We start from the raw sequence: 19,877 nt of genomic DNA, 5'->3' as shown, positions 1-19,877 counted from the left end.
GTTTCATCTTACCCTCGCACAGTGAAACGAATGCGGTCAACCTGGAACAGTTTTTGCCTCACTCCGTACCTGACTTGCCCAAAAGAGAGCAACACGATGCAAAGCAATATGGCCCCTTCCGGCATGGCGGTAACGCCGCATCACCTCGCCAGCGAAACCGCGCTTTCGGTGCTGCGCCACGGCGGCGACGCGATAGAAGCGATGGTGGCCGCCGCCGCGACCATCGCCGTGGTTTATCCCCACATGAACGGCATCGGCGGCGACGGCTTCTGGCTGATTGTGCCGCCGGAGGGCGAACCGGTGGCGATAGACGCCAGCGGCGCGGCGGGTTCGCTCGCCACCCTTGAGTGGTACGCGGACCATGCCGCCATTCCCCATCGCGGCCCTCGCGCGGCGCTGACGGTGCCGGGGACGATAAGCGGCTGGGATGAAGCGCTGAAGCTTTCCGCCCGCTGGGGCGGCGGGCGCTTGCCGCTGTCTCGCTTGCTTGCCGACGCCATCCGCTACGCCGCCGACGGCATTCCCGTTACGCTCTCTCAGGCGCACGCCACAGAGAATAAATACGCTGAACTGGTGGAGATGCCAGGCTTTGCGCAGACCTTTCTCACCCGGGGCGAAACGCCGCGCCCCGGCTCGCGTTTCTGCCAGCCGAAGCTTGCGCAAACCCTGACGCGACTGACCACCGAGGGGCTGGAGAGCTTTTATCGCGGGCCGTTGGCCACGCTGATGGCGCAGGAGATGGCGGAGCTCGGCATGCCGGTAACGTACCAGGATCTCGCCGCCCACCGCGCCCGCCAGCGGGTGCCGCTGCGCCTGCATCACTCCCATGGCGAAATCTACAACATGACGCCGCCGACCCAGGGGCTGGTGTCGCTCGCCATTCTCGGCATTACCGACCATCTGGATATGGCGCACGCCGACGAAGAGGAAACCGTGCACCGTATCGTCGAGGCGACCAAAAAAGCGTTTGCGCTGCGCGATAAGTACATCACCGACCCGCGCCACGTTACGCTGCCGGTGCAAAGCCTGCTGGAGGCAGACAAGCTGGCGGCGCTGGCGGCGGAAGTGGACGACAACCGCGCCGCCGAATGGGGCGCCGGCAAAGGCCCGGGCGACACGGTGTGGATGGGGGTTATCGACAGCAACGGCATGGCGGTGTCGTTTATCCAGAGCATCTATCACGAATTCGGCAGCGGCGTGGTGCTGCCGCAAAGCGGCGTGCTGTGGCAAAACCGCGGCGCCGCCTTCAGCCTCGACCCGGCGCATTTACTGGCGCTCGCCCCTGGCAAGCAGCCATTCCACACGCTCAACCCCGCCGCCGCCCGGCTGGCGGATGGCCGCACGCTGGTTTACGGCTCGATGGGCGGCGACGGCCAGCCGCAAACTCAGGCCGCCATTTTCACCCGCCATGTGATTCAGGGGATGGGATTGCAGCAGGCGGTAAGCGCGCCGCGCTGGCTGCTCGGACGCACCTGGGGCCAGGCGAGCGATAGCCTGAAGCTTGAAGGGCGCTTCAGCGCGCAAACCTTCCAGCGGTTGCGCGAGCTGGGACATGAAGTGGAAGCGCTGCCCGACTTCAGCGAGGCGGTGGGCCACGCGGGGGCAATTGTTCGCCATACCAACGGCATGCTGGAAGGCGCCTTCGACCCGCGCAGCAACGGCAGCGCCGCCGGATTTTAAGGAGAGAAAATGAACGAAACTTTCGACTGGCCGGCTTACATCCGGCTGATGGAACAGCTGCTGGCTGTGCCGCTGGACGATGCCCGGCGCGCCGAGCTTGAAACCCAGCTTTCGCGCATCGCCAGCATGGCCGCACCGCTGCTTGCCTTCCCGCTGGACCAGCGTCAGGAAGTGGCAGGAGTGTACCGGCTATGAGTTTATCCATTAAGGCTATCCGTGAAGGGCTGGCGCAGGGCCTTTTTTCCGCCGCCGAGCTGGCGCAACAGACGCTTGCCGCCATTGAGCGAAGCAACCCGGCGGTGAACGCGTTTACGCACGTTACGCAGGCGAGAATGTTGCAGGAGGCGGCACGCGTTGACCAGCTTCGCGCTCAGGGCCAGCCGCCGCCGCCGCTTGCCGGCGTGCCTTACGCCGTAAAAAATCTCTTCGACATCGACGGCGTAACCACGCTTGCGGGCGCGGCGCTTTTCAGCCAGCAGCCGCCCGCCGCGAAAGACGCGTTCGCCGTCTCGCAACTACGCCGCGCGGGGGCACTGCTCGGCGGGGCGCTGAACATGGACGCTTACGCTTACGGCTTTACCACCGAGAACAGCCATTATGGCGCCACGCATAACCCGCACGACCTGGCGCGGGTGGCGGGCGGCTCCTCGGGCGGCTCCGCGGCGGCGGTGGCGGCCGGGATGGTGAACTTTACGCTCGGCACCGACACCAACGGCTCCATACGCGTGCCAGCCTCGCTGTGCGGCGTGCTGGGGTTGAAACCCACTTTCGGACGCCTTTCGCGCAGCGGCAGCGTGCCGTTTGTCGCAAGCCTTGACCATATCGGCCCGCTGGCGCGTTCAGCTGACGACCTGGCGCAGGTTTACGACGCGCTGCAGGGCGCGGATGAGACAGACCGCTTTCAGTCACCCCGCCCGGTTGAACCGGCGGCAACGCTGCTTGCAGCAGAGACGCCGTTGCGCTGCGCCGTGCTGACAGGCTACTTTGATACCTGGTGCGATGAAGACGCGCGCGCGGCGGTGGCGCAGGTGGCGAAAGCGCTCGGCGCCCAGGAAACGCTGACGCTGCCGGAAGCGGAGCTGGCGCGCCAGGCAGCGTTCTTGCTGACCGCCGCCGAGGGAGGAAATCACTATCTGCCGCGGCTTCGAACCGAGCCGCACCGCTTTGAACCCAACTCCCGCGAACGCCTGCTGGCGGGCGCGATGACCCCTTCGGCCTGGTACACGCAGGCGCAGCGCTTTCGCGGCTGGTTTCGCGACCAGACGCTGGGGCTGTTCGATAATGTCGACCTGCTGCTGGCTCCCGCCACGCCCTGCTGCGCAACGGAAATCGGCGCGGCGACAATGCGTATCAACCATACCGATTTGCCAGTCAAAGCGAGCATGGGGATGCTGGCGCAGCCCATCTCGTTTCTCGGCCTGCCGGTCGTTACCGTACCGGTGATGACCGCGAAGGGGTTGCCCATCGGCGTGCAGCTTATCGGGGCGCCGTGGCGGGAGGCGACATGCTTACAGGCGGCGAAACGGCTTGAAAATCTGGGTGTGGTCAACGTGGAGGTGAAGAGATGAACAGGGATAATATCGATCGCCCGGCGGTGTTAAACGAGGTTCGCGCCGCCTTTTATCGCTACGAAGAGGCGTTGGTCACGAATGATGTGGCGACGCTGGATGCGCTTTTCTGGGTGGACGAGCGTACGGTGCGCTACGGCGCGACGGAAAACCTGTATGGCATTGAGCAAATCCGCGCGTTTCGCGCAGCGCGCCCTTCGCAGGGCTTAGACCGGACGTTACGCAACACCACCATCACCACCTTCGGCGACGAGATGGCGGTCGCCAGCACCGAGTTCACCCGCGAAGGCAGCGATCGCATCGGCCGTCAGATGCAGACGTGGGTGAAGTTTCCGTTCGGCTGGCGCATTGTGGCCGCGCATGTGAGTTTGATGGAATAGCGGCGTTTCGCTGCGGCCCCTCACCCTCTCCACATAGGGGTGAGGGAACCGGTATGCGCCGTTGGTAAGGGCGCTTTCACCGCGCCTACGCTAAAAACCGTATCCATAAAGCCAACCTGCTTTCCGGCGCCTCTCACCTCAAGGGAAAGGGAACCAATATGTGTTACCGGCAAAGCGGGTTTCGCCGCTCTACACGCGCCTCTCCCACATTCGCAAAGCTGACCGACTCCCTCTCCCCGCCGGAAAGGGGGCTGGGGTGAGGAGCTACTTCGCGTAGGGGTGCGTTTTCAGCCAGTGGTCGGCGATATCCTGGCGGCGGCAGACCCACACGCGGTCGTGGCTCTGCACATAGTCCAGAAAACGCTGCAACGCGCGAAAACGTCCCGGTCGACCCAGCAGGCGGCAGTGCATGCCCACCGACATCATCTTCGGCGCGGTCTCCCCTTCGGCATACAGCACGTCGAAACTGTCCTTCAGATAGGTATAAAACTGCTCGGCGGTGTTGAAACCCTGGGCAGTGGCGAAGCGCATGTCGTTAGCATCCAGCGTGTAGGGGATGACCAGATGCGGCTTGCGGCCGCCATCTTCGCATTCCACCTCCGTCCAGAACGGCAGGTCGTCGCCGTAATAATCGCTGTCGTACTGAAACCCGCCCTGCTCCACCACCAGCCTGCGGGTGTTGGGGCTGTCGCGCCCGGTGTACCAGCCGAGCGGCTTTTTGCCAAACAGGGTCTCCAGCGTGTCGATGGCCTGACGCAGGTGCGCGCGCTCCTCTTCCACGCTCATATGTTGATAGTGGATCCAGCGCCAGCCGTGGCTCACCACGTCGTAATCCGCCGCTTTGATCGCCTCGACAATCGCCGGGTTGCGGGCAAGCGCCATTCCCACGCCGAAGATAGTCATCGGCAGGCCCCGGCGTTGGAACTCTTCATGGATGCGCCAGAAGCCCGCGCGGGAGCCATATTCATAGAGCGAGTCCATCGACATGTGGCGATCCGGGTAGCTTGCCGCGCCGATGATATCGGAGAGAAACTGCTCGGACCCGCTGTCGCCATGCAGCACATGGTTCTCGCCTCCCTCTTCGTAATTCAACACAAACTGCACGGCGATGCGCGCCTCTCCCGGCCAGCGGGCATGGGGCGGTTTGCCTGCATAGCCCAGCATGTCTCGCGGGTAAGCTTCATTCAGGTGATGGCGGTGATCCGGTACAGTTTGCATCCTTAGTATCCTCTTAGCTCAGCATTTCAAAACAGCCGGTGAGCGGCTTTTTGTTGGGATACGCGAGGTCGCCGTGTTTACTGGTGCCAAGACCGAGCGACAGCAGGGATTCCACCATTTTCACCGCCGCCGTTACGCCGTCGATGACCGGAATGCCAAGCTCGGCGGTCAGCTCGCGGGCAAGGTTCGCCATGCCGCCGCAGCCGAGCACAATCGCCCCGCTGTGGTCTTCGTTCTTCGCCTGTATACAACGCTCGCGTACTTTCTGCTGAGCAAGACCCGTGCCATCTTCAAGCGCCAGCACCGGTAAATCGATGGCGTGCAGCGCCGCGCAGTGGTGTTCAAAGCCATACTGGCGCAATAAATGGCGGGCGATGATGACCGTGCGCGGCAGCGTGGTGACCACAGAAAAACGCGTCGCCACCAGCGTCGCCATGTGCATGGCCGCCTCGGCGATGCCAATCACCGGCCCTTTCGCCAGTTCCCGCGCCGCCAGCAGCCCCGGGTCGCCAAAGCAGGCGATGATATGCCCGTCGGCGCCCTGCGCCTGACCACGCTTTATCTGCTCAAGCACCCCAACGGCGGCGATAGCTTCGTCGAAATGCCCTTCGATGGATTCCACCCCTTGCGTCGGACAAACCGCCAGAATTTCCGTGCCCGGCATGGCGACAGCGCGGGCCGCCTCGCCGATGGTGCGCGTCATCTCAGCGCTGGTGTTGGGGTTGATAACTTGTATACGAAAACCGCTCATGGCTGCGCCTCCGCCTTGCCAAACAGGCGGGTGAAATCCGCCAGGGTTTCTCCACTGCGTTCAAAGCAGAGGCTTTCTACAATGTGGGTGAAATGGTGCGCCAGCGCGTCCGTCAGCCCGGCGAGATCTCTTTCGCGCAGCAGATCGATAAGCTTTTCGTGATCGTCGCAGCGACAGCCGCGCTGCCAGGGCGATCCCCATGCGGCGATAACCAGTGAGGAGCGCTGCGTAAGGCTTGTCACCATCTCCGTTAGTACGGCATTGCCGGAGATAGCCTGTAGCTGAATATGAAAAGCGGCGGAGTGACGAATTGCCGCCGGGCCGTCGCCGTCGCGGTGCGCCTGCTCTTCCAGCGCCACGACTTTTTCCAGCCCCGCCAGATGAGGCGGCTGAAGGCGGGCAAGCACGTGCGGCAGGTTAGCGCACTCAATGACGCTGCGGGTCTGAAAGATAGCTTTTGACGCTTCCACCGTGGGGCTGGCGACAAATGCACCACGCCTGGGCGTCATTTCGATCATTTGCACCGCCGCAAGGCGCGTCAGCACTTTACGAATGCCGGTGCGGCTAACGCCAAACACCTCCGCCAGCGCCTCTTCCGGCAGCTTGCAGCCCGGCGGCAGCTGGTGCTCGACAATCGCATTCAGCAACGAGTGCCAGATATGCGCTTCTTTATCCGGTAATTCCTGCGGGGCGCTTAAGCCCGTTTCACGCTTCATTTATAGCTCCCGTCTATGGTCGGTTTTCACTTCTTGTATACAACAAATAATTCTCTTGTACACAAAAAAGAAAAAACTGGCCTGGTTCCTGCAAAGAGACTGGCAGACATTTCGTCGCCATTGTTCAGAGGAGCAGATTCCATGCCAAACCATGAGCCCGCAGAAGTGAACCCGAATGCCGGATACAGCCCCCGGCTCTGTAATGACGACCTGGCCCCTACCCGCAACCAGACCTGGTCCTGGTACAATATCTTTTCATTCTGGATGTCGGATGTGCACAGCATGGGCGGCTACGTGGTCGCCGCCAGCTTCTTCACCCTGGGGCTTGCCAGCTGGCAGGTGCTGCTCTGTCTGCTGGTAGGAATTTGCATCGTGCAACTGTGCGCCAATCTGGTGGCGAAACCGAGCCAGATGGCGGGCGTGCCTTACGCGGTTATCTGCCGCCAGGCGTTCGGCGTGTTTGGCGCGAATATCCCGGCGGTGATCCGCGGCCTTATCGCCTTCGCCTGGTACGGCATTCAGACTTACCTTGCCGCGAATGCGTTAATGCTGGTGGCGCTGAAGTTCTGGCCTTCTCTCGCAACCATGACCGAGGGGCATTTCCTTGGCCTTTCGCACTTAGGCTGGGTTTGCTTTGGCATTATGTGGGTGCTGCAGGCGATGGTGTTCTGGCACGGGATGAATGCGATTAAGCGCTTTATCGACGTCGCCGGGCCGGCTGTTTACGTGGTGATGATGGCGCTGGCGGGCTGGATTTTGTATCAGACCGGCTTTGACGGCATCTCCTTTACGCTTGCCAGCAAATCGCTTTCTACTGGCGAGCAGACCTGGCAGATGATTACCGCCACGGCGCTGGTCGTCTCCTATTTCTCCGGCCCGCTGCTGAACTTTGGCGATTTCTCGCGCTACGGAAAAAGCATGGGCGAAATTAAGCGCGGCAACCGCTGGGGCCTGCCGTTTAACTTCCTGCTGTTTTCCATCGTCACCGTGGTGATTGTCTCCGGCACGCAGTCGTTGTTCGGCCAGATGATAACGGACCCGATCGAGACCGTCAGCCGCGTGGGCAACAGTCTCGCCATGGCGATTGGGCTGCTGACGATGATCACCGCCACCATCGGCATTAATATCGTGGCCAACTTTGTCTCGCCGGCGTTTGACTTCTCTAACTGCTCGCCGCAAAAGATTAGCTTTCGCACCGGCGGGATGATCGCGGCGGTGGGTTCCGTTTTACTGACGCCGTGGAATCTGTTCCAGTCGCCCGAGTTGATTCACTATACGCTGGACGTGCTGGGGGCGTTTATCGGCCCGCTGTTCGGCATTCTGCTGGCGGATTTCTACCTGATTAAGCGCGGCAAGGTGTTCGTCGACGACCTCTTCGATGACACGCCGAAAGGCCGCTACTGGTACAAGAACGGCTTTAATCCGAAGGCGATTTTCGCGCTCATTCCATCCGTAGCGGTAGGCCTGATCATCAGCTTTATTCCAGGGCTGCATGAGGTGGCGAACTTTAGCTGGTTTATCGGCGCGGCGCTGGGCGCGGGCTGCTACCGCTGGGTGGCGCGACATGAACGCGCGACGGACGTCAGCGGCTTCCCGGCGCAGGTGGCGATGTCGAAGGAATAACCGAAGGCGGAAAAGACGAAAGCCTGAATCATTGCTGATTCAGGCTTTCTGAATAGTGGCGGAACGGACGGGACTCGAACCCGCGACCCCCTGCGTGACAGGCAGGTATTCTAACCGACTGAACTACCGCTCCGCATTGTTCCCGTTGGGGAACGAGGCGCATATTACGGATTGCCCCCAGGGCCGTCAACGCTTTTTCTCACACTTTTAACCGTTTGCTGCAAATTTCGCCCAGCCGTTGAATTTCTCTTCATTATAGCCCGCCATCAGGCGCGCCACAGGCAGCTGCCGCCCTTTTTCTGCACCAGATCCAGACGCGATTCGTGCGCCATTATCTCTTCATCGCTGGCCCTTATCACCCGCAGCGACGAAGCCTGACGGACAACGCGCTGAATTGCCGCCTCGCCGCCCTGCTGCTGCTGCTGCCCCTCGCCGTCCATAGAGAATTTCAGCGACGTCTGGCCGCCAGTCATCGCCAGGTAGACATCCGCCAGGATTTGGGAGTCAAGCAACGCGCCGTGCAGGGTACGCTTGGTGTTGTCGATTTCGTAGCGCGAACAGAGCGCGTCCAGGCTGTTGCGCTTGCCGGGGAACATGCGGCGCGCCAGCGCCAGGCTGTCGGTAATTTTGCAGAACGTTTCTGTCTTCGGAATGCCCCGGTTGAGCATGCCGAATTCATAATCCATAAAGCCGATATCAAACGAGGCGTTATGGATGATAAGTTCGGCGCCGCGAATATAGTCGAGGAAATCCTCCACCACGTCGCCGAACGTCGGCTTATCCATCAGGAACTCGTCGGCGATGCCGTGAACGCCGAAGGCTTCCGGGTCCACCAGCCTGTCGGGCTTCAGGTAGACATGAAAGTTGTTGCCGGTCAGGCGGCGGTTTATCACTTCGACCGCACCAATCTCAATAATACGGTGCCCTTCATAGTGAGCGCCGATCTGGTTCATACCGGTGGTTTCTGTATCGAGGACAATCTGTCTTGTAATAGCTGTGCTCATAGCGCTCGTTGTGTCAGACTTGGGCTTTTAATCACAGGAAGTCTACCAGAGATGCGTAAAGAGGTAGAAATTTTCACCGATGGATCCTGCCTTGGCAACCCGGGGCCCGGCGGTTACGGCGCGATTTTGCGCTATAAGCAGCACGAGAAAACGTTCAGCGCGGGTTATCGCCTTACCACTAACAACCGCATGGAGCTGATGGCCGCTATCGTGGCGCTGGAAGCGCTGCGCGAGCACTGCATTATCACCCTCAGCACCGACAGCCAGTATGTCCGCCAGGGGATAACCCAGTGGATCCACAACTGGAAAAAGCGCGGCTGGAAAACGGCGGAAAAGAAGCCGGTTAAAAATGTCGATCTCTGGCAGCGGCTGGATGCGGCGCTTAGTCAGCATGAGATTAAATGGGAGTGGGTGAAAGGCCACGCGGGCCACCCGGAAAACGAGCGCTGCGATGAGCTCGCACGCCAGGCGGCTAATCACCCGACGCTTGAAGATGTGGGTTATCTGCCCGAAGCGCCCGCGCTTTAAGGTTTACGGTATTGCCTTGTCGCCCCGACGGCGGGGCGCAGTTGCGCTTTGGCTTTGCGCGCTTTCATTGGGTTGAGCGTAAGGGGAATGGTTCGCTTACGGGCCACGATAAGCTGCATACAGCCCAATGCCGGCAGGTGCGTGCTCAGCAATCTGCCGCCCTGCCGGTGCCAGGGCAGCACCTGAAAATTCCCGTGATGCATCACTTCAAAATTTAATAAGGTGAGCCAGTCCAGCTGGCGCATCATGGTGAACATGCGGCTGTTATACGGCATTTTGCGGCGCAGGAAAGGCACCATTTTCCCGGCACCGAGGAGGCTTAACGGACTGAAGCTGCTGAGGATCATCCAGCCGTCGTCAATCAATACGCGATCCACTTCCCGCAGCAGGCGGTGCGGATCCGGGCACCAGGGCAGCGTATGCGCCAGCAGACAGGCATCCACCGACTTTTCGGCAAAGGGTAAATGAAGCGGGTCAGCTTTTACCTGCAACGTTTCCCCTTGCGGGGCAATGTTAACCTGATGTGAAATGGCGCAGGCTTCCGTGCTGACCTCCGCGCTCAGGTTGCCTATCTTAAGCAGATGAAAACCATACATCTTCCCAAGCCATGGCGTAAGCTGCTGCTCCAGCGCCGCGCGGTAAAAGTCGCCCCAGGGCAACTGGCTCCAGTGAGCGGGCGCGGTGAAGGCCGCAGGGGTCCTTGCAGGTTTCATCACTACCTTCCGTAACGTAATGTGAGGTGATTTATGAATCTTAACAGTATTCCTGCTTTTCAGGACAACTACATATGGGTGCTTAACGATGAACAAGGAAAGTGCCTGATTGTCGATCCAGGCGAAGCCGCGCCGGTTCTGAAAGCGATAGAGGAAAACGCGTGGCAGCCGGTCGCCATTCTGCTGACGCATCATCACGATGACCATACAGGCGGCGTTAAAGCGCTGCTGGCGCGCTATCCTGAGCTCATCGTGTATGGGCCGCAGGAGACGGCGGGCAAAGGAACCACGAAGGTAGTCCAGGAAGGCGATGCGGTAGTCATACTGGGGCATGAATTCACCGTTATTGCCACGCCCGGTCACACTTTAGGACATCTCTCTTATTTCAGTTTTCCTTATCTTTTTTGCGGCGACACGATGTTTTCCGCAGGCTGCGGTCGTCTCTTCGAAGGCACGCCAGCGCAGATGTACCAATCATTCCAGAAATTAAATCAGCTGCCGGAAGAAACCCTGATTTGCTGCGCACACGAATATACGTTAAGCAATTTAACGTTTTCAGTGGCTATCCTGCCTGAGGATATGCACTTAACCCAATATTATCGAGAAGTTAAAGAGTTACGTGCAAAAAACCAAAAAACACTCCCCTCAAATCTGAAAAAAGAACGGCAAATCAACTTATTTCTCCGCGTGAATGATATTGATTTAATTAATAAAATAAACACAGAAACAACTTTGCAACACCCTGAGGAGCGATTCGCATGGTTACGGGCAAAGAAAGATAGTTTCTAAAAATTTCTGCTTGTGCTCTGTTGCCTTCAAAGTTATCATCGCTCGTCTTTTAAGCAACTATTGACACACACATGAAGGCAAAAGCGATATTACTCGCCTCTGTCCTGCTTGTGGGGTGCCAGGCAACCAAGCAAGACGCCGGCGTTCAACAGCATGCACAGAGCCTTTCTGCGGCTGGTCAAGGGGAAGCAGGAAAGTTTGCTGGTCAGACTGCGCGATGGATGGACGATGGAACCTTCCTCGCGCAAGATCAGGACCTGTGGTCTTTCATTGGCGACGAGCTAAAGATGGGGATACCGGAAAATGACCGGATCCGCGATCAAAAACAGAAGTATTTGAGAAACAAGAGCTATCTCCACGATGTAACTTTACGGGCAGAGCCGTATATGTACTGGATAGCCGGGCAGGTTAAGAAACGTAACATGCCGATGGAGCTGGTACTCCTACCCATAGTGGAGAGCGCTTTTGACCCCCACGCCACATCGGCTGCGAATGCCGCTGGCATCTGGCAGATTGTGCCGAGCACGGGGCGTAATTATGGTTTAAAACAGACCCGCAATTACGATGCGCGTCGCGACGTGGTGGCCTCAACAACCGCCGCGCTCAATATGATGCAGCGTCTTAACCGCATGTTTGACGGCGACTGGTTACTGACCGTGGCGGCCTATAACAGCGGCGAAGGTCGTGTATTGAAGGCAATGAAAGCGAATAAAGCACGAGGAAAATCCACGGATTTTTGGTCGCTTTCACTGCCACAGGAAACCAAAATCTACGTGCCTAAGATGCTGGCTTTGAGTGACATTCTCAAAAACAGCAAGCGTTACGGGGTACGTTTGCCTACGTCCGACGAAAGTCGTGCGCTGGCGCGCGTGAAGGTCAATAACCCGGTTGATATGGATCAGCTGGCGGAAATGGCTGGCATGCCTGTCAGCAAGCTGAAAACGTTCAATGCGGGCGTGAAAGGCGATACGCTGGGCAAAAGCGGGCCGAAATATGTCATGGTGCCGCAAAAGCATGCTGAGCAGTTGAGAAGCTCGCTGGCGGCCGGCGAAATCGAAGCTATCCAGCCGCAGATGCTGGCGGATGCGAGCCCGGTTGAAAGCCGCACTTATAAAGTGCGCTCCGGCGATACGCTTTCCACCATCGCGGCGCGAATGAACGTTTCGACGAAGGATCTGCAACGCTGGAATAACCTGCGCGGCGCGAACCTGAAAATCGGCCAGACGTTAACTGTAGGCAGCGCCAGCGGCGCGACAAGCCTCGCCAGCAACAGCGACAGCATTACCTATCGCGTACGTAAAGGCGACTCTTTGTCGAGCATTGCGAAACGCCACGGCGTAAACATCAAGGATGTGATGCGCTGGAATAGCGATGCGGATAAATTGCGGCCTGGCGACCAGCTCACGCTCTTCGTGAAAGATAGCGCGACGCCGGACTCCTGATCGTAACGTGTAAACGTTAAAAAGGCACCGATTCCCCCGGTGCCTTTTTTATTGCGCCGCGTTCAGACTAAGCGGGCGACCAGGCGAGTTTATGCCGCCCTACTTCTTCTCAGGCTTGCCCGGGCTGAATTCGACCAGCAACGGGTTATGGTCGGAAGCGCGGGTAACCAGCACTGAAGCTTCATGCACGGCTAACCCACGGTAAAAGACAAAGTCGAGCGGACGGCCAAAGGCGCGACGACGCTGGTCGTCAGTAAAGCGAACCTCACGCAGCGCCATCTCGCGGGCGAAGCGATATAACGCGTTTTTACGCGGCCGGCTCCAGGCGTTGAAGTCCCCCGCCATAATGACCGGACCATTGTGATGCGCCAGCTGATCGCCAATCGGTCCTAACTGTTTACTGTAGACATCCACACCAAGGCTGAAGTTAACCGCGTGCACATTCACCACCATCAGCATGCGGCTATCCGGCAAAGGATAGACCGTTACCAGCGCCGATTTCGCCAGCCGCAGAATAGGCTCCCGCTCACGTAACGGGCAGCAATAAACCGGGTGTGCCGCAGCCAGCGTCATTACGCCGGAGGGGTGTTGCGGCAGCACGAAAGCAGGCACCTGGTCGGCAGCCAGATAATTTTTTGTGGCGAAAGAGACCAGTTCAGGCGTGGTCTGCGCCTCCTGGAGCAAAACCAGATGAGCATCTTTACCAAAGGTCTGTAATACGGATAACCATTCGGCACGCTGCTGTTTGAAGATGTTCCATACCAGCACACGCAGCACATCATGTCCGGGCAACGGTTCCCCCGCTGGCAGCGCCTGGCCAATGCCCGAGAAGGAGCCTGGCGGTAAAATTCGCTCTGCTGGCTGGCCGGCAATGTAGCGCATGGCATAGGTTGTTTTTCGCACGTTTCGCTGAATGCCTCCGTTGAGATAGCCGTCACAATGACGTGACGGCTTATCAGTTATAGGGATTTTAGCTCACAGTTTCAACGCCAGGCAGTGAGGAAATGTACGAACTGACTTTAGCTAAAGTTAACCCAGCGCCAGACGCGGCTTGCTATCGAGACGGCCGCTCAGGCTCACCAGCACCAGGGCGACGGCCACAATTACCGCGCCGATCCACGGCGTCTGGGCAAGCCCGATATGCGCTACCGTCTGGCCGCCTATGACCGATCCCATCGCTATTCCTACGTTAAACGCCGCGATATTCAACCCGGAAGCGACATCGACAGCATCCGGCGCATACTGCTCCGCCTTTTGCACGACATAAACCTGTAAACCCGGCACGTTGCCAAACGCGAAGATGCCCATTACCAGCACGGTCGCCAGCGCCGCATACTGTATGGAAGCGGTGAACTGGAAGACAAGCAGCAACAACGCCAGCGCGGCAAAAATAAACTTAAGCGCAGGCACTGCGCCATGGCGATCGGCCAGTTTGCCTCCCCAGATATTGCCGACAGCAACAGAAACACCATATCCCAGCAGGATCCAGCTCACTGCCGCAGGGCTAAAACCCGCCAGACTCTGCATCATCGGCGCAAGGAAGGTGAACGCAGTAAATACGCCGCCGTAACCCAGTGCAGTTATCGCATAGATAATCAGCAGGCGGGGATGCGTCAGCACGTTAAGCTGTGCCTTAAGGCCCGCGACGGCGCGACCAGGAATGTCATTCGGCACCAGAATCAGGCTGCTGATAAGCGAAATGACCCCAAGCGCCGAGACCGCAAGAAACGTTTCACGCCAGCCAAAGTGCTGCCCGATGAAAGTCCCGAGCGGCACTCCGGTGACCAGCGCGACGGTCAGGCCGCCAAACATAATAGCAATGGCGGAAGCCGCTTTCTCTTTTGACACCAGACTTGTGGCAATAGTGGAACCAATCGAGAAGAAAACGCCGTGCGCAAGGCCTGTTAACACTCGCGCCACAACCAGCGTTTCATAACCCGGCGCCAGCCAGGCGAGCACATTGCCGGCGGTAAAAAGCGCCATCAGCCCGACCAGCAGCTGTTTGCGCGGTACTTTTCCCGTCAGCGCGGTCAATACCGGCGCGCCAACCGCCACGCCCAGCGCATAAAGCGAAACCAACAGCCCCGCAGAAGGCAGCGAGACGCCAAGTTGTTCAGCGATGGTGGGCACAAGGCCAACGATAACAAATTCGGTCGTGCCTATTGCAAAGGCACTGATGGTCAGAGCGAGCAATGCCAGAGGCATAATTTATCTCCATAAGCAGTGGTTCAGTGTTGGCGTGCAGTATGGAGAAATGCTTAAATAACAAAAATATTCAAAATCACAATAAAATTTTGCCGGAGAAGCAACAATGAAGGCGACGTCTGAAGAGCTGGCTATTTTTGTCGCGGTGGTGGAAAGCGGCAGCTTTAGCCGGGCGGCAGAACAGCTACGGCTCGCGAACTCGGCGGTAAGTCGATCGGTTAAGAAGCTCGAGATGAAGCTTGGCGTGAGCCTGCTGAACCGCACGACTCGCCAACTTAGTCTCACCGAAGAAGGCGAACGCTATTTCCGTCGCGTTCAACAAATTTTGCAGGAGATGGCTGCCGCCGAGAATGAGCTAATGGAAACCCGCCACACGCCGCGCGGTTTACTGCGTATTGATGCCGCTACGCCTGTAGTCCTGCATTTTTTAATGCCGCTAATCAAACCCTTTCGTGAGCGCTACCCGGAGGTCACGCTTTCGCTGGTCTCCTCTGAAACCTTTATCAATCTTATTGAGCGTAAAGTGGATGTGGCTATTCGCGCCGGTAATCTTACAGACTCCAGCCTGCGCGCTCGCCCCCTGTTCAGCAGTTACCGTAAAGTCGTCGCTTCGCCTGACTATCTGGATCGTTATGGCGTGCCGCGAACCGTCGAAGATCTCGACGATCATGTTTGCCTTGGTTTTACCGAACCCGTGTCGCTGAATACCTGGCCGGTGGCGCGGCAGGATGGTCAGCTGCACGATATTCAGGTGGGATTATCTTCCAACAGCGGGGAGACAATTAAGCAACTGTGTCTGACAGGCAATGGGATTGCCTGTCTGTCGGACTATATGATTGATAAAGAAATAGCGAGTGGGGAGGTTGTGGAATTGCTCGCTGAGCATCGCTTGCCCGTAGAAATGCCGTTCAGCGCAGTTTATTACAGCGACCGTGCCGTTAGTACACGCATCCGGGCATTCATCGATTTTCTGAGCGAACATGTGAAACAGCCCCGTGAAGGGCTGTAAATAGAGGAGACGCTTAGTCCCACTGGGGCGCTAAACCTTCCGGGCTTACCAGACGCTCGTTACGATCTAGCGCGGCGATGGCGATCATATCTTCCTCATCAAGCGTTAGCTGTTGCGCCTGCAGGTTACTCTGCAGGTTTGCTCGCTTCGTTGAAGACGGAATGACGGCATACCCCAGCGCCAGTGCCCAGGCCAGAATCACCTGCGCAGGCGTTGCCTGATGCTTTGCCGCGATACGGGCAATGGCTTCGTCTTCCAGCGCCTTGCCGTAAGCCAGCGTCATATAAGATGTAACAGGGATACCGTGCGCTTTAGCCCATGCCGCGACCTTTTTATTTTGCAGATAAGGCGAAAGCTCAATCTGATTAGTCGCAATCTGTTCAGCACCGACAGCGGCAATCGCCCTTTCCATTAGCGGGATGGTGAAATTAGAGATACCGATTTCACGCGTCAGCCCTTCTTTCTTCGCTTCAAGCAGCGCTTGCATAAATTCTTCAACCGCCACGGCATCACCAGGCGATGGCCAGTGAATCAGCGTCAGATCGACATAATCAGTACGGAGTTTTTGCAGACTCGCTTTCAGGCTGGGAATGAGCTTTTCCTTGCTCAGATTTTCGGTCCAGATTTTTGTCGTGATGTAGAGATCGCGACGCGCAACGCCGCTCTCTTCGAGAGCCTGACCAATAGCTGCTTCATTATCATAAATTTGTGCGGTATCGATAGCGCGATAGCCCAGCTCAAGGGCGGTTTTAACGGACGCGATGACGACGTCATCTTTGAGACGGAAGGTACCAAGACCAAATGCAGGAACTGTCATAAATCCTCTTTAACTCATTTTCGTTGAGAAAGAAGATTATCGAGGGTCAGCTTTGGAAGAAAAAGATCGCTAGTAGCAGAGGATTATTGCCATTAAAGCAATAATGGGGCTGACAGAAACAAAAAAGCCCTGAGCTAATGCTCAGGGCTTCATAATAAGTGGCGGAACGGACGGGACTCGAACCCGCGACCCCCTGCGTGACAGGCAGGTATTCTAACCGACTGAACTACCGCTCCACCGAATTTTTCTACAACCACCGGTTTGTTGCCCCGGTTTTACTGCTTAATTAGATGCCTGGCAGTTCCCTACTCTCGCATGGGGAGACCCCACACTACCATCGGCGCTACGGCGTTTCACTTCTGAGTTCGGCATGGGGTCAGGTGGGACCACCGCGCTACGGCCGCCAGGCAGATTCTGTTCACCCACCGCTTTCGCCATGAGTGGTTATCCGTCACAAGCTGAAATTTCTCAAATCACGCCAAAACATCTTCGGCGTTGTAAGGTTAAGCCTCACGGTTCATTAGTACCGGTTAGCTCAACGCATCGCTGCGCTTACACACCCGGCCTATCAACGTCGTCGTCTTCAACGTTCCTTCAGGAGACTCAAAGTCTCAGGGAGAACTCATCTCGGGGCAAGTTTCGTGCTTAGATGCTTTCAGCACTTATCTCTTCCGCATTTAGCTACCGGGCAGTGCCATTGGCATGACAACCCGAACACCAGTGATGCGTTCACTCCGGTCCTCTCGTACTAGGAGCAACCCCCCTCAATTCTCCAGCGCCCACGGCAGATAGGGACCGAACTGTCTCACGACGTTCTAAACCCAGCTCGCGTACCACTTTAAATGGCGAACAGCCATACCCTTGGGACCTACTTCAGCCCCAGGATGTGATGAGCCGACATCGAGGTGCCAAACACCGCCGTCGATATGAACTCTTGGGCGGTATCAGCCTGTTATCCCCGGAGTACCTTTTATCCGTTGAGCGATGGCCCTTCCATACAGAACCACCGGATCACTATGACCTGCTTTCGCACCTGCTCGAGCCGTCACTCTCGCAGTCAAGCCAGCTTATGCCATTGCACTAACCTCCTGATGTCCGACCAGGATTAGCTGACCTTCGTGCTCCTCCGTTACACTTTGGGAGGAGACCGCCCCAGTCAAACTACCCACCAGACACTGTCCCCACGCCAGATTATGGCGCCAGGTTAGAACATCAAACATTAAAGGGTGGTATTTCAAGGTTGGCTCCACGCAGACTGGCGTCCACGCTTCAAAGCCTCCCACCTATCCTACACATCAAGGCTCAATGTTCAGTGTCAAGCTGTAGTAAAGGTTCACGGGGTCTTTCCGTCTTGCCGCGGGTACACTGCATCTTCACAGCGAGTTCAATTTCACTGAGTCTCGGGTGGAGACAGCCTGGCCATCATTACGCCATTCGTGCAGGTCGGAACTTACCCGACAAGGAATTTCGCTACCTTAGGACCGTTATAGTTACGGCCGCCGTTTACCGGGGCTTCGATCAGGAGCTTCTCTTGCGATAACCCCATCAATTAACCTTCCGGCACCGGGCAGGCGTCACACCGTATACGTCCACTTTCGTGTTTGCACAGTGCTGTGTTTTTAATAAACAGTTGCAGCCAGCTGGTATCTTCGACTGGTTTCAGCTCCGCGAGCAAGTCGCTTCACCTACGCACCAGCGTGCCTTCTCCCGAAGTTACGGCACCATTTTGCCTAGTTCCTTCACCCGAGTTCTCTCAAGCGCCTTGGTATTCTCTACCTGACCACCTGTGTCGGTTTGGGGTACGATTTCGTGTTACCTGATGCTTAGAGGCTTTTCCTGGAAGCAGGGCATTTGTTGCTTCAGCACCGTGGTGCCTCGTCATCACGCCTCAGTGTTAAAGTGAACCGGATTTACCTGGAACACCCACCTACACGCTTAAACCGGGACAACCGTCGCCCGGCCAACATAGCCTTCTCCGTCCCCCCTTCGCAGTAACACCAAGTACAGGAATATTAACCTGTTTCCCATCGACTACGCCTTTCGGCCTCGCCTTAGGGGTCGACTCACCCTGCCCCGATTAACGTTGGACAGGAACCCTTGGTCTTCCGGCGAGCGGGCTTTTCACCCGCTTTATCGTTACTTATGTCAGCATTCGCACTTCTGATACCTCCAGCAGACCTCACAGTCCACCTTCGACGGCTTACAGAACGCTCCCCTACCCAACAACACACAGTGTTGCTGCCGCAGCTTCGGTGCATGGTTTAGCCCCGTTACATCTTCCGCGCAGGCCGACTCGACCAGTGAGCTATTACGCTTTCTTTAAATGATGGCTGCTTCTAAGCCAACATCCTGGCTGTCTGGGCCTTCCCACATCGTTTCCCACTTAACCATGACTTTGGGACCTTAGCTGGCGGTCTGGGTTGTTTCCCTCTTCACGACGGACGTTAGCACCCGCCGTGTGTCTCCCGTGATAACATTCTCCGGTATTCGCAGTTTGCATCGGGTTGGTAAGCCGGGATGGCCCCCTAGCCGAAACAGTGCTCTACCCCCGGAGATGAATTCACGAGGCGCTACCTAAATAGCTTTCGGGGAGAACCAGCTATCTCCCGGTTTGATTGGCCTTTCACCCCCAGCCACAGGTCATCCGCTAATTTTTCAACATTAGTCGGTTCGGTCCTCCAGTTAGTGTTACCCAACCTTCAACCTGCCCATGGCTAGATCACCGGGTTTCGGGTCTATACCCTGCAACTTAACGCCCAATTAAGACTCGGTTTCCCTTCGGCTCCCCTATACGGTTAACCTTGCTACAGAATATAAGTCGCTGACCCATTATACAAAAGGTACGCAGTCACCCTCTTACGAAGGCTCCCACTGCTTGTACGTACACGGTTTCAGGTTCTGTTTCACTCCCCTCGCCGGGGTTCTTTTCGCCTTTCCCTCACGGTACTGGTTCACTATCGGTCAGTCAGGAGTATTTAGCCTTGGAGGATGGTCCCCCCATCTTCAGACAGGATATCACGTGTCCCGCCCTACTCATCGAGCTCACAACCTGTGTGCCTTCGTGTACGGGACTTTCACCCTGTATCGTGCGACTTTCCAGACGCTTCCACTGACACACAAGCTGATTCAGGCTCTGGGCTGTTCCCCGTTCGCTCGCCGCTACTGGGGGAATCTCGGTTGATTTCTTTTCCTCGGGGTACTTAGATGTTTCAGTTCCCCCGGTTCGCCTCGTTAGCCTATGTATTCAGCTAACGATAGTGCAACGGATTGCACTGGGTTTCCCCATTCGGACATCGTCGGTTATAACGCCTCATATCAGCTTACCGACGCTTTTCGCAGATTAGCACGTCCTTCATCGCCTCTGACTGCCAGGGCATCCACCGTGTACGCTTAGTCGCTTAACCTCACAACCCGAAGATGTTTCCTGAGAATCA

General features: G+C 57.3%; 17 protein-coding genes, 2 tRNA genes and 2 rRNA genes. 9 read left to right on the top strand and 12 right to left on the bottom strand.

Annotated features, from left to right (window positions below):
• Positions 1 to 96 precede the first annotated feature (96 nt).
• Genes ACU4F7_RS04315 through hpxZ form a run of 4 tightly spaced genes read left to right on the top strand, consistent with a single transcriptional unit; the run spans position 97 to position 3,628 of the window.
• Entirely contained in the window at positions 97 to 1,680 is a 1,584-nt protein-coding gene (locus ACU4F7_RS04315; protein ID WP_029590841.1) for a gamma-glutamyltransferase family protein, read from the top strand.
• A gap of 9 nt (positions 1,681 to 1,689) precedes the next feature.
• Positions 1,690 to 1,875 (top strand): oxalurate catabolism protein HpxX, encoded by a 186-nt coding sequence (hpxX, locus tag ACU4F7_RS04310; RefSeq protein ID WP_024559191.1) that lies wholly within the window; start codon positions 1,690 to 1,692, stop codon positions 1,873 to 1,875.
• Positions 1,872 to 3,248 carry an AtzE family amidohydrolase gene (locus tag ACU4F7_RS04305; protein WP_481638094.1) on the top strand — a complete coding sequence of 459 codons (1,377 nt, stop codon included), beginning with the start codon at positions 1,872 to 1,874 and terminating at the stop codon, positions 3,246 to 3,248. The genes hpxX and ACU4F7_RS04305 overlap by 4 nt, the downstream gene beginning before the upstream one ends.
• Positions 3,245 to 3,628 (top strand): oxalurate catabolism protein HpxZ, encoded by a 384-nt coding sequence (gene hpxZ, locus ACU4F7_RS04300; RefSeq protein WP_024559193.1) that lies wholly within the window; start codon positions 3,245 to 3,247, stop codon positions 3,626 to 3,628. The genes ACU4F7_RS04305 and hpxZ overlap by 4 nt, the downstream gene beginning before the upstream one ends.
• 264 nt (positions 3,629 to 3,892) lie before the next feature.
• On the opposite strand, the gene puuE is transcribed toward hpxZ, so the two are convergent.
• Genes puuE through ACU4F7_RS04285 form a run of 3 tightly spaced genes read right to left on the bottom strand, consistent with a single transcriptional unit; the run spans position 3,893 to position 6,313 of the window.
• The gene (gene puuE, locus ACU4F7_RS04295; RefSeq protein WP_024559194.1) at positions 3,893 to 4,846 is read right to left on the bottom strand and encodes an allantoinase PuuE; all 954 of its coding nucleotides are present in this window, start codon (positions 4,844 to 4,846) and stop codon (positions 3,893 to 3,895) included.
• A 13-nt stretch (positions 4,847 to 4,859) separates the two neighbouring features.
• Positions 4,860 to 5,597, bottom strand: a complete 738-nt coding sequence (gene hpxA, locus ACU4F7_RS04290) for an allantoin racemase (RefSeq protein WP_029590844.1) — start codon at positions 5,595 to 5,597, stop codon at positions 4,860 to 4,862.
• Positions 5,594 to 6,313, bottom strand: coding sequence for a GntR family transcriptional regulator (locus tag ACU4F7_RS04285; RefSeq protein ID WP_481638093.1), 720 nt, complete (start codon positions 6,311 to 6,313; stop codon positions 5,594 to 5,596). Before ACU4F7_RS04285 ends, hpxA begins: the two co-directional genes overlap by 4 nt.
• 141 nt (positions 6,314 to 6,454) lie before the next feature.
• On the opposite strand from ACU4F7_RS04285, the gene ACU4F7_RS04280 reads away from it, so the two are divergent.
• Positions 6,455 to 7,936: an NCS1 family nucleobase:cation symporter-1 gene (locus ACU4F7_RS04280; protein ID WP_029590846.1), complete on the top strand. Its 1,482-nt coding sequence runs from the start codon at positions 6,455 to 6,457 to the stop codon at positions 7,934 to 7,936.
• Between the two features lie 56 nt (positions 7,937 to 7,992).
• Here the strand turns inward: ACU4F7_RS04280 and ACU4F7_RS04275 are convergent.
• Both ACU4F7_RS04275 and dnaQ read right to left on the bottom strand, forming a co-directional pair.
• A tRNA-Asp gene (locus ACU4F7_RS04275) sits at positions 7,993 to 8,069 on the bottom strand.
• A 133-nt stretch (positions 8,070 to 8,202) separates the two neighbouring features.
• The gene (gene dnaQ, locus ACU4F7_RS04270) at positions 8,203 to 8,940 is read right to left on the bottom strand and encodes a DNA polymerase III subunit epsilon (protein ID WP_481638092.1); all 738 of its coding nucleotides are present in this window, start codon (positions 8,938 to 8,940) and stop codon (positions 8,203 to 8,205) included.
• Between the two features lie 51 nt (positions 8,941 to 8,991).
• On the opposite strand from dnaQ, the gene rnhA reads away from it, so the two are divergent.
• Entirely contained in the window at positions 8,992 to 9,468 is a 477-nt protein-coding gene (gene rnhA, locus ACU4F7_RS04265; protein ID WP_029590847.1) for a ribonuclease HI, read from the top strand.
• Here the strand turns inward: rnhA and ACU4F7_RS04260 are convergent.
• Positions 9,465 to 10,181 (bottom strand): class I SAM-dependent methyltransferase, encoded by a 717-nt coding sequence (locus tag ACU4F7_RS04260; RefSeq protein WP_024559200.1) that lies wholly within the window; start codon positions 10,179 to 10,181, stop codon positions 9,465 to 9,467. The two genes, rnhA and ACU4F7_RS04260, sit on opposite strands and share 4 nt — an antisense overlap.
• Before the next feature lie 33 nt (positions 10,182 to 10,214).
• Here ACU4F7_RS04260 and gloB point away from each other — a divergent pair, with 33 nt between their 5' ends.
• Together gloB and mltD are read left to right on the top strand one after the other, a co-directional pair.
• Positions 10,215 to 10,970, top strand: a complete 756-nt coding sequence (gene gloB / locus ACU4F7_RS04255) for a hydroxyacylglutathione hydrolase (protein WP_029590848.1) — start codon at positions 10,215 to 10,217, stop codon at positions 10,968 to 10,970.
• Between the two features lie 71 nt (positions 10,971 to 11,041).
• Positions 11,042 to 12,412: a murein transglycosylase D gene (gene mltD, locus ACU4F7_RS04250; RefSeq protein ID WP_029590849.1), complete on the top strand. Its 1,371-nt coding sequence runs from the start codon at positions 11,042 to 11,044 to the stop codon at positions 12,410 to 12,412.
• 99 nt (positions 12,413 to 12,511) lie between these two features.
• Here mltD and ACU4F7_RS04245 read toward each other — a convergent pair whose 3' ends face one another.
• Together ACU4F7_RS04245 and ACU4F7_RS04240 are read right to left on the bottom strand one after the other, a co-directional pair.
• A complete protein-coding gene (locus tag ACU4F7_RS04245) occupies positions 12,512 to 13,315 on the bottom strand; it encodes an endonuclease/exonuclease/phosphatase family protein (RefSeq protein ID WP_024559203.1) in 804 nt (267 codons plus the stop codon).
• Positions 13,316 to 13,441: 126 nt separating this feature from the next.
• Entirely contained in the window at positions 13,442 to 14,617 is a 1,176-nt protein-coding gene (locus tag ACU4F7_RS04240) for an MFS transporter (protein WP_481638091.1), read from the bottom strand.
• A 106-nt stretch (positions 14,618 to 14,723) separates the two neighbouring features.
• Here ACU4F7_RS04240 and yafC point away from each other — a divergent pair, with 106 nt between their 5' ends.
• A complete protein-coding gene (gene yafC / locus ACU4F7_RS04235) occupies positions 14,724 to 15,626 on the top strand; it encodes a DNA-binding transcriptional regulator YafC (RefSeq protein ID WP_029590851.1) in 903 nt (300 codons plus the stop codon).
• A 13-nt stretch (positions 15,627 to 15,639) separates the two neighbouring features.
• On the opposite strand, the gene dkgB is transcribed toward yafC, so the two are convergent.
• The 4 genes from dkgB to ACU4F7_RS04215 all read right to left on the bottom strand — a co-directional run bounded on the left by dkgB (position 15,640) and on the right by ACU4F7_RS04215 (position 19,847).
• Positions 15,640 to 16,443, bottom strand: coding sequence for a 2,5-didehydrogluconate reductase DkgB (gene dkgB, locus ACU4F7_RS04230; RefSeq protein WP_481638090.1), 804 nt, complete (start codon positions 16,441 to 16,443; stop codon positions 15,640 to 15,642).
• 159 nt (positions 16,444 to 16,602) lie between these two features.
• A tRNA-Asp gene (locus tag ACU4F7_RS04225) sits at positions 16,603 to 16,679 on the bottom strand.
• A 56-nt stretch (positions 16,680 to 16,735) separates the two neighbouring features.
• Positions 16,736 to 16,851: ribosomal RNA gene (gene rrf / locus ACU4F7_RS04220) — 5S ribosomal RNA — on the bottom strand.
• A gap of 91 nt (positions 16,852 to 16,942) precedes the next feature.
• A 23S ribosomal RNA gene (locus tag ACU4F7_RS04215) occupies positions 16,943 to 19,847 on the bottom strand.
• Between the last annotated feature and the right edge of the window lie 30 nt (positions 19,848 to 19,877).

It is taken from the genome of Franconibacter pulveris (assembly GCF_056780215.1).
The sequence above is the reverse complement of the archived record's forward strand: the minus strand, read 5'-3'. Positions and strand labels throughout refer to the sequence as shown.